The organism is Nostoc flagelliforme FACHB-838, from assembly GCF_014698065.1.
Lineage (GTDB): Bacteria > Cyanobacteriota > Cyanobacteriia > Cyanobacteriales > Nostocaceae > Nostoc > Nostoc flagelliforme_B.
Map to the genome: position 1 here is coordinate 1 of NZ_JACJSI010000257.1, position 8,281 is coordinate 8,281.

The 8,281-nt window shown below is 42.0% G+C and carries 11 protein-coding genes and 3 pseudogenes; 1 reads left to right on the forward strand and 13 read right to left on the reverse strand.

Annotated elements, in window-relative coordinates:
• Nucleotides 1-215: 215 nt before the first annotated feature.
• A pseudogene (locus tag H6G97_RS39715) lies at nucleotides 216-323 on the forward strand (IS5/IS1182 family transposase); the annotation flags it as partial.
• 206 nt (nucleotides 324-529) lie between these two features.
• On the opposite strand, the gene H6G97_RS55060 reads toward H6G97_RS39715, so the two are convergent.
• From H6G97_RS55060 to H6G97_RS39770, 13 genes and pseudogenes are all read right to left on the reverse strand, one after another.
• On the reverse strand, nucleotides 530-664 hold the full coding sequence (locus H6G97_RS55060; protein WP_277883405.1) for a hypothetical protein: 135 nt from the start codon (nucleotides 662-664) through the stop codon (nucleotides 530-532).
• Nucleotides 658-758: pseudogene (locus tag H6G97_RS56255) on the reverse strand (IS5/IS1182 family transposase); the annotation flags it as partial. The gene H6G97_RS55060 and the pseudogene H6G97_RS56255, both read right to left, overlap by 7 nt.
• Before the next feature lie 251 nt (nucleotides 759-1,009).
• Entirely contained in the window at nucleotides 1,010-1,306 is a 297-nt protein-coding gene (locus H6G97_RS55660) for a hypothetical protein (RefSeq protein WP_338421943.1), read from the reverse strand.
• 45 nt (nucleotides 1,307-1,351) lie between these two features.
• Nucleotides 1,352-1,570, reverse strand: coding sequence for a WGR domain-containing protein (locus tag H6G97_RS55665; protein WP_338421944.1), 219 nt, complete (start codon nucleotides 1,568-1,570; stop codon nucleotides 1,352-1,354).
• 13 nt (nucleotides 1,571-1,583) lie between these two features.
• Nucleotides 1,584-1,940 carry a hypothetical protein gene (locus H6G97_RS39730; RefSeq protein WP_190946126.1) on the reverse strand — a complete coding sequence of 119 codons (357 nt, stop codon included), beginning with the start codon at nucleotides 1,938-1,940 and terminating at the stop codon, nucleotides 1,584-1,586.
• 124 nt (nucleotides 1,941-2,064) lie between these two features.
• Nucleotides 2,065-3,687 (reverse strand): AAA family ATPase, encoded by a 1,623-nt coding sequence (locus tag H6G97_RS39735; protein WP_190946127.1) that lies wholly within the window; start codon nucleotides 3,685-3,687, stop codon nucleotides 2,065-2,067.
• A complete protein-coding gene (locus tag H6G97_RS39740; RefSeq protein WP_190946128.1) occupies nucleotides 3,684-3,938 on the reverse strand; it encodes a hypothetical protein in 255 nt (84 codons plus the stop codon). The genes H6G97_RS39735 and H6G97_RS39740 overlap by 4 nt, the downstream gene beginning before the upstream one ends.
• A 244-nt stretch (nucleotides 3,939-4,182) precedes the next feature.
• The gene (locus H6G97_RS39745) at nucleotides 4,183-4,395 is read right to left on the reverse strand and encodes a DUF2997 domain-containing protein (protein WP_190946129.1); all 213 of its coding nucleotides are present in this window, start codon (nucleotides 4,393-4,395) and stop codon (nucleotides 4,183-4,185) included.
• A gap of 2 nt (nucleotides 4,396-4,397) precedes the next feature.
• Nucleotides 4,398-4,847, reverse strand: a complete 450-nt coding sequence (locus H6G97_RS39750; protein ID WP_190946130.1) for a DUF1257 domain-containing protein — start codon at nucleotides 4,845-4,847, stop codon at nucleotides 4,398-4,400.
• A gap of 142 nt (nucleotides 4,848-4,989) precedes the next feature.
• The gene (locus tag H6G97_RS39755) at nucleotides 4,990-6,063 is read right to left on the reverse strand and encodes a hypothetical protein (RefSeq protein ID WP_190946131.1); all 1,074 of its coding nucleotides are present in this window, start codon (nucleotides 6,061-6,063) and stop codon (nucleotides 4,990-4,992) included.
• Between the two features lie 332 nt (nucleotides 6,064-6,395).
• Entirely contained in the window at nucleotides 6,396-6,824 is a 429-nt protein-coding gene (locus tag H6G97_RS39760) for a hypothetical protein (RefSeq protein WP_242055887.1), read from the reverse strand.
• 134 nt (nucleotides 6,825-6,958) lie between these two features.
• Nucleotides 6,959-7,654 (reverse strand): hypothetical protein, encoded by a 696-nt coding sequence (locus H6G97_RS39765; RefSeq protein WP_190946132.1) that lies wholly within the window; start codon nucleotides 7,652-7,654, stop codon nucleotides 6,959-6,961.
• Nucleotides 7,655-7,742: 88 nt separating this feature from the next.
• A pseudogene (locus tag H6G97_RS39770) lies at nucleotides 7,743-8,168 on the reverse strand (HNH endonuclease); the annotation flags it as partial.
• Nucleotides 8,169-8,281 lie beyond the last annotated feature (113 nt).

Genomic DNA, 8,281 nt, shown 5'->3' on the forward strand with positions numbered 1-8,281 from the left:
GCTTATTTTCAAGGATGAGTTTACTTATTTATGGCTGAATAGTTAGCTAATTTATCCTTAAATAAAAGTTCTTTTATTAGAGATAAGTTAATTTATACGATTGCAAAAGAATCGATTTACTTTGTTTATAACCTTGTCAAGTTTTGCACTTGTATAAATGACTTTGAAATCTTTATTAGTTTTTGTTAGGAAATAAGGTGCGTTTCCCCTGCCGTTTAAAGATATTTAAAATTTTGTCTGATAGATATCGAAATCGTCATAGACGTTTTGGGTTAAGGTCGAATTTAATTGCGGGAATTTATAATCACGAATTAGCCATATAAATCTATTGAAAAATCAAATTAATCAGATAATTTCAGTAATTAATCAATAACTGAAACAACGTTTGCTGCCTTTTTTTAGTTAGCGGTTGCCTGCCGCGGGCGAAGCCATTGCTTGACAATACTTGCTCAAAAAAATTTATAAACTCTTACTATTTGAATTGCCGAAAACTGAAACTAGAATAACCCATAATGATACCACAAAATATTTATGCAAGAGTTCTATTGTCTCTAACCAATCGCCGACACCACATTAACCAGCCAAAAGTCCGCTCTACAACCCAACCTTTTTTGAGCAGGACACCAAGACCCGCAAAACTAACCCGCCCGGTATCGACTTTCATAAATCGCTTGCGCCATGTAAATTTTCTTGCCCGCATCGTAGCCCATACCTTTATGTACCATTGCAGCAGCTTTCACACTTTGACTATCAATGATTGCCTCTGACTGACCTATAATTGTTGCTATAATCTTGCTTTACATATTTTTGATTAACTACTGTATAATAACTTGTTATCGGCTATATTTTTATGGAAAAAATATTGCCGAATATAGCTATTAACCAAAATTTCTCCAGGCAGACAAAATAACTCATCGCTCCTACTCCAGCAAATCCAGTTAACACTAAAGATGCGATTGCAGAAAAACTAAAAGTGTGGCTAGCTTTTCGCCAGTCACACTCTTTAAGCCTAAAGATGTCGCCAGAAATTCTTACTGATAGTCTTGAGACTGATTACCTTGGGTTCTGTTGTTGCTTCAGGAGCATGACCAACAGCCACCGCAGCAACTTGTGGTACAGGTGCCGCTAACAGAGAATTGAGTAATTCTTGCTGATAGTCAATATCTGCTACTGTGCGGTAAACTCTGTGGTAGTCAATTTGCATTCCTAAAGGTGTTGGGACAATTTTCAGATATTCATTAAGAGCAGATATGTAGGTATCACCAAAATTCTGGAGAGCAACGGACGGACGGATAATATTCAACAATTGAATAGCTCGTCTAATATCTGCAACACTGCGGTTAGCATCAATCTATGGCTGACTTTCGCTGTAGCCTTTGGCTTTCTTTTCTGCTACTAGATTGTTGAATTTGCTAACGGCTCTTTGATGATTGCCTAATGTGTGGACTTTAGTCTGTGCTTGATAACCGACTCTGCCCCACTGCACTGTTAAATTACCATCTTCGACAATGGCCGCCCAGAATTTATTGCTGTTCTGAATTGCGTCAACAAAGACTAAATATATTTCCATCTTTCTTACCCAATCAATTCGCTAATTTCTGGGCATTGCCCCATCCAATTTGATGTTGTAAAGCTTCAAGTATCGTTTCGGCTTCCAGAGTTGTTAGTCCATTTAAAACAGAGCAGACATCCTCAAACAAGTTTTTATATAGTGGATATGAAACTAATAAGCCCAGATTAGACAATGCATCCTCAAGTGCCTCAGCAACAGTATGCTTAGTAGAACTGTCTTTTTCTAACGTAAAAATGTAAGTTGCTAATGCCATTCGGAGCATAAGCTTAGTTTCTCTGTCCAACTTCTCTAAATACACACCATATTTATCAACCAGTTGGTCAATAGTTGGAGTTTGCCCATAATATGTAACTAAATCTGTTATCATGTTTCTTCGCCTTATTAACTATGTTAATTGGTTGCTCTCAATTACTAGAAGAAAGAGCGATGGCGTACCCGTTATGAACCGATGGCGATCGCCCCCATAGAATCAGGAGACAATCGCTTTCTCATCAGTTCATATTCCGAAACTTAGCAGCACGCAAAGACTGAGTTTTCGCTGCAACCACAGGACTGCTAGCCCGTCGTGCGGTGGATGCCCAACCCTGCGTTCGTTCAACTGCCGCCGCATCCTGAATTGCAAGCGGGGTAATGGTTTGACGACAGGTTTCGAGGTCAGCAAGCGTTACCTTTTGTGGTCTACCCTCATCGAATGCCAGCAGAGCAGCTTCCGAAGCAAGAGTTTCCAATTCTGCACCGGAGAATTTCGCGGTCGAAGCTGCGATCGCTTCGAGATATTCAAGCTGTACTTGAATACCGAATCGCTCTAGGTGAATCCCTAGAATCTGTACCCGTTCTGGCTCTGTCGGCAGATCGACGAAAAAATTCTCATCAAATCTTCCCTTTCTCTTTAACTCCGTTGGTAATGCTGAAGGGTCATTGCAGGTTGCCACGACAAACACGCCACTGGTTGATTCCGACATAAACGTGAGGATATTGCCTAGAATCCTTTGGCTGACTCCACTTGTATCGCCACTACCGGAGAGGGCTTTTTCTATTTCGTCAATCCACAGGACGCAGGGTGCGATTGCCTCGGCAGTTTTCAAAGCACGTCTGACATTCCCCTCAGACTCACCGACCAGACTGCCCAACAGGGATGCAATGTCTAGCTGTAGGAGTGGTAAATTCAGTATAGTTGCAATGTTTTTGGCACAGTTAGATTTTCCTGTTCCGGGTGGGCCAGCCAGCAACACACCTTTTGATTGCGGTAAGCTAAGACTTCGTGCCTCTTGTGTAAATAGACGGCGGCGACGAGTCAGCCATTCGCGCAGTAAATCCAAACCGCCGAATGGGATTATCGCAGGTTTACCCAACTCAATGCCCATTTGAGAGAGTAGCCGAGTTTTGTACTCGACGGCTTTAGGGATGAAATCAGCGTCAACAACGACACCATCATTAGTCAAGTTTTCTTTGACTGTTAACCGAAGGAAGTCGCTAATTTCTTCTAAAGTTAAACCCAGCGCTGCACGAGAAAGAGTTTCAAATTCAGCATTTTCTAGCGTAACAGTGAAAGTCAATTCCTGTTCAATAGCAGACTGTTGTAGATCATGTAAATAAGAAGTGATATGCTCAAGTATTTGGTCAATACTAGGTAAAGGGACTTCACAATAAGGAATCAATCTGACTAAGGATTCGTGTAATTGTATGTTCTGACCCAACAATACAATGCGTTTATCTGTAGGTTTTAACCTGTGGTAAAGGTTTTTTACCTTGCTTAAAATCTCCCAACTCAATTGGGGTGAATTCTTAGCAATAAAGGGGTGAATATCTCCGAGGATAAATACACCATTTCCGCTAAAGTTAGCAATGTAGTCGAATACAAATAGTAGTGGATCAGCGTGTTGTGGTTTCTTATACTCTGCAACTGGCTTAAACACTAATCCCCCATCTGCTGCGATTAAACATTGCTCTAAGGTTGATACTCCCAGATTCCAGAAGAACACTGGACATGAGAGCTTATTGTTAGCTTCAGCAGTCAGCCACTGAATAATCGTCGCTTCATCAGGAGACAAGACATCAACCGCAACAATGGGGATTTGTGAATCGAGCGTGGAGAGAAGATTTGAGAGGTTCATTGGTTTTCAATTTGATATGGAAGTGGAGCTAATTCATCGTGAGTATTAACAAGTCTCACGACTACTTCATAAACTTCGGCATCGCCGTCAAAAACCTCTGCTGTACCGTTGTTCTCTTGGTAGGCAATTGCGGTAACTATGGCATTCAGCAGCACACACAAACCTTCAGTATTTGCTTTGATGATCGTGGGCTGGCGTGGTTTTTGCTGGGCGTAAATGTGGATGAAAGGATACTCTTTAGGTAAGTACATAAAATTTCTTGGGGGAACCCAATCGTCAAAACAATTCGCAATTGTGAATTCGCAATTCGCAATTAAGACAATTAGTGGGGGCTCGCACCCACCACTAATTGAAGACCACCAACCTACGGTATGGTGGGGGCTTGTACCCACTTTTAAGCAATTAATCAATTAATTCACAATTCGCATTTTCAATTGCGAATGGGCGAAAAAGCGAATTGCGAATTGTTAGGTCGCGGTTCCCCTTTTCCCTGATTTACTGCCGTAAGCGAATAGAGTGGGTTGAAGTTGTCCGAAGTTGTTGGGTTTGGGCTTCATCCTTGTAAGTGTGATCGCTCTCGTTTACAACTCCCAAAGCGGATTCAAATGGTTGCGTAGCTGATAAACAACTCAAACCCTCGAATCCCTCAGCCTCTACCCGAATTTCACCTGTAGCGCTGTCGAAATGAATCAAAACTGAACGTTCCATGTTTATCTCCTTACATATTGTTGAACTTCTTGATGTCCGGCAAAAGTCAGCCGTAAAGTTTGCATAGTGCCGTTGGTTGCTTCAGCGATCGCACATTCACCAAACTGGTCTTGTAACTCGGCAGCTTTGACACGAACCAAATGCTTACCATAAGCCAGCATTAGTTTATTGCTGAAAAAGTCTTTGCCCAGCTTAGGAACTGTTTCATAAGTATCGTGTATTACCTCGTACACGCCGCTTGACTGATTCCACTTGAAACCGATGTCTGCACGGGCTTTTATCGTGCGACCAGATACGATAATTTCAGCGCTTTGTCCTTGAGAGCCACCGTAGTATCCTTTTAGTGATTGTGCTGTTTCATGTACTTGCGGATTCAGTTTCAAATCTTGTAAAGCTTGTACCAGGCATTCACGGTTAGCAAGTTTGGTTGTAACGGTTGAGAAGTGTGACATAAAGTTATCGCATATAGAGTTGAAATTGAAGAAATGTGATCAACATAGAAGCGCGATATCATACATAAGATATTGTGCATATCGCGCAATTAATCCATTTGCAAGCAGTCTTGAGCAATACACTCTAGCTCAAGACTATTTTCTACCTGAATTTGAACGACATGACCGTAGCTTTCGATAAGCCCACGTCGTCAGTCGCAAGTGATTGTAGATTGCGTTGTTCATCTAACAACTTGGTGCGGATAGAATTTATCTTTTGCTGCAACTGACTGCGCGTATCAGAACCAAGATTCTTAGACTCAATCGCCGGATCGTTAACGATAGAATCTAAGTGTGCCATCATCTGCTCTAAGCTACTACTCGCATCTGGGTCAGCATTCGCTAGTAGTACTTGAACTTTCATCAAATGGCGTTCCATTTTCCTTTTGAACTGGACTGGCTTGCGTCCTGGTTCCCAATCAGCCAACTCTTCAAGCAACTGGGCGGCGAGTTGTTCACCACCAGCGATCGCAGATTCCCGTAGCCTTTGCTCCAAATTTTGGTCATACTGTTGAATGAACTTGGTAATCTGGTCAAGACACTCGGCTTGCTGCTGATTGAGTTGTTCAGAGAGGGCAGGAATAATCACCGGACGACCAATAACGACCTGCAAATAGTCTTCAAGATCGGTCAGAGTCGGAAATGCTCTTAACAAGTTGGCTTTGACTGACTCTTGCTTATCCTGTGCTAATTCCCAGGTGTTAAGTGAGAGGAACTGATCAATCCGCTCTTGATAATCATTAAGTCCCGCCTCGTAATCAGCTTTTAATTGATTACGCAATCCAGGGGCGATATTATCCCTAATATTGATTAACTGATTCCACACCAGTGGAGCTAAATCAATCGGACAAATCCAGTCACCAGTATCACTACTCATCCATTCTTGAACTGAAGCGATTTCTTGCCTTAATTGGGCGGCAGCTTCATCGAGCTTCTTAAATACCTTGATTCCGCGTAATCCGACTTCGGAATTTGTAACTTTAACTAAGTCTGATTCAATTTCAGAGACTTCAGCTTTTAGCACATCTGCCCATTTAGGTGCGGCAGACTTTATACTTTTCTTTAGCTGGATACGGAAGCGAATACGGGTTTTATTTAACTGTGAGAAATTGTGGCGCTCAACTACTGCATCAGTTAGGAAATTTGCAGCAACAGGGTTGTCAATTGCTTGTACCATAATTATTCATCTCAATCACTATTTTTCACTTTCAATTCAGCGAAGCTTTCTTTGTGGCTATTTGAATGTCTCTAGTAGCCCTATAGATTACTTTCGTAGAGCTTTTTTGTAACCTAATGTGTCTTTTGATGACTGGTGGTTTATGTATGGACATGGCTCAAAATAGCTGAAGTTGCTGTGAATTATCCTGTACCGCAGGCTTTTGATAAACCATGCCTTCGACCTCATAACAGCGAGTCATGAGTTTGTTTCGATTTAATCGAAAGCTGGCCTTTTTCTTTTGATTTGGCAGAGGTAGAAACAGATACTGTGGATGTTTTATAGTACCTTCATCACCCAAATGTCGTCCCTGGAGTAGGCTGTAGTGTCATGGGAGAATATAATTGTTGTGGAGTAAGAGTTGCGATCGCGGCTAATACAGATTTAGCAAAGTGAGTATCATGCCCACTTTCTAATATATAGGGTCTGTCTGCTTGAATTGTAATCAGCAACTTGTAAACTTCTTTGCCTCTGCGCTCACACTTCTCAAATTTGAGTTCTTTTAGATATCCAGTTAAGGCACTTTGGGTAATCGCACTCGCTTCACTGTTGTTTAGGGTATACCACAGTGAACCATTGTGACGATTGCAGTAGATTTTGCTACTGCCAGCATCAGAGTGCAATCCTAGTTTTGGCTTATTGATTGAAGCGATTAACTGCTTGAGTAGTTCCTCTTGGCGCATCAAAGCAGCAAGTAATTCAGAATTTTCTTGAGGGTTCATTGTTCAATACCAACACATTTCACTTCGCATTGGCGCAGCCGTTTAATTGTGATACATGAAGCGTAGAGCCAATAAAATAGCGCTCTTGATTTCACAAAAGCGCCTTTTATTACTAATTATTTGCCCTGTACAGGTTATTGATGTGAATTAAATCTTGCCAGCAAATCTTCACGAGATAATTCAAGACATAGGGGAGTAAATTCTTCTGGAGTTAACTGCAACAAACTATCGACTACTTTTGAAAGTTCTTCATCCACAGAGCCAAACCGGAATCTCAACAAGTTTTCTACAACTTGACGGCGTTCAAGTTGCACTCCTTCTTGTACAGCAGCAGCTCTTGCTTCTTCGTAAGCTTGAGTTAAGTTCATGATCAACTCCTGGTCATCTCTGGTTAATTCTGTCTGTGCCATTACACTGATACGCCACCTGTAAATTATTTCCAGTACGTTGCGGCGTACAAGATCGGATGGTGGTAGTGCAACCAGTTCTTCTACTGCCTCCCTTTGTACTTTTCCCCGACCCAAGAGTCTAAACCATAGTGTGTCTGGAGTTCGCGGTAGCTTATTAGTTGCCACTATTGCTGCCCTTAAACCCAATGGCAGAAAGTACACTCCGCTCATCCAATTGTCTAAATCTAGTTTAGCTTCAAAAGCCTTGAGCAGAGCTTTGGAAGCACTGGGAGAAATAATCCACAGTTGTGCTAGCTCGTTCTCCGCTATTGTTGTATCTTCCCTATTGGCAAAACGTTGCGCGTCTGCAATCACAGTAAATAATTTTTGTAGACAGTTACGTACTTCTGTTTTACTTGGTTGATTGCGAAACGGTTTCAATTGGTTGAGTCGATGGGGGATATTATTCCCCGCACCTCTCAGTTAGATCCGTGCGTACCCGTTTCCGTGTACACGGCTCCCGATGTTCTCAGCTTGCGCCTTTGCTCATGTGCTTGTAATCATGGCAACTCTCATGAATTGCTTCAAGATTATTCTTTTTCCAGTTGGCGTGATTTCCGTCGATGTGATGCAGGTGAACCCGTTCCTCATCAATGAACTTTAAGCCGCAGGATGCACATCTGTGGTTTTGCTTCTTAAGAGCTTTAGAGGTTTCGCCATCATAGAGTTTACTGTTACGTTCACTCCAGTAGGCTGTATCTCCGTCATAGGGGGATTTTGTTCCTTTGACCATGACGTGTTTATTTTCGGAGTAGGAAACTGCTGGGAATGCCTTGTCTAGTAGTTTTTTGCTAGAGTAGCGATTTTGTTTGGTTTCCTTGTTAAATACCCTGTAAGCTCTTGTTTCGATGTGGTATAGCGAGTTTCTAGACCCGTCCATCTTGCAGAACTTATGGGCTTTGTTGCATGAAAGGAAAAAAGGACACTCCAATCCGAAGTCAGGATAGGAATTAGTCTTCGACTTTATAAGTGTCCGGCTTACCTAGCTGGATCATGCGGTTAAGGGCA

Excerpts from the sequence above, each read along its gene's own strand:
- H6G97_RS55060 (WP_277883405.1), bottom strand. The coding sequence starts at position 664 with ATGAAAGTCGATACCGGGCGGGTTAGTTTTGCGGGTCTTGGTGTCCTG.
- H6G97_RS55665 (WP_338421944.1), bottom strand. The coding sequence starts at position 1,570 with ATGGAAATATATTTAGTCTTTGTTGACGCAATTCAGAACAGCAATAAA.
- H6G97_RS39730 (WP_190946126.1), bottom strand. The coding sequence starts at position 1,940 with ATGATAACAGATTTAGTTACATATTATGGGCAAACTCCAACTATTGAC.
- H6G97_RS39735 (WP_190946127.1), bottom strand. The coding sequence starts at position 3,687 with ATGAACCTCTCAAATCTTCTCTCCACGCTCGATTCACAAATCCCCATT.
- H6G97_RS39740 (WP_190946128.1), bottom strand. The coding sequence starts at position 3,938 with ATGTACTTACCTAAAGAGTATCCTTTCATCCACATTTACGCCCAGCAA.
- H6G97_RS39745 (WP_190946129.1), bottom strand. The coding sequence starts at position 4,395 with ATGGAACGTTCAGTTTTGATTCATTTCGACAGCGCTACAGGTGAAATT.
- H6G97_RS39750 (WP_190946130.1), bottom strand. The coding sequence starts at position 4,847 with ATGTCACACTTCTCAACCGTTACAACCAAACTTGCTAACCGTGAATGC.
- H6G97_RS39755 (WP_190946131.1), bottom strand. The coding sequence starts at position 6,063 with ATGGTACAAGCAATTGACAACCCTGTTGCTGCAAATTTCCTAACTGAT.
- H6G97_RS39760 (WP_242055887.1), bottom strand. The coding sequence starts at position 6,824 with ATGAACCCTCAAGAAAATTCTGAATTACTTGCTGCTTTGATGCGCCAA.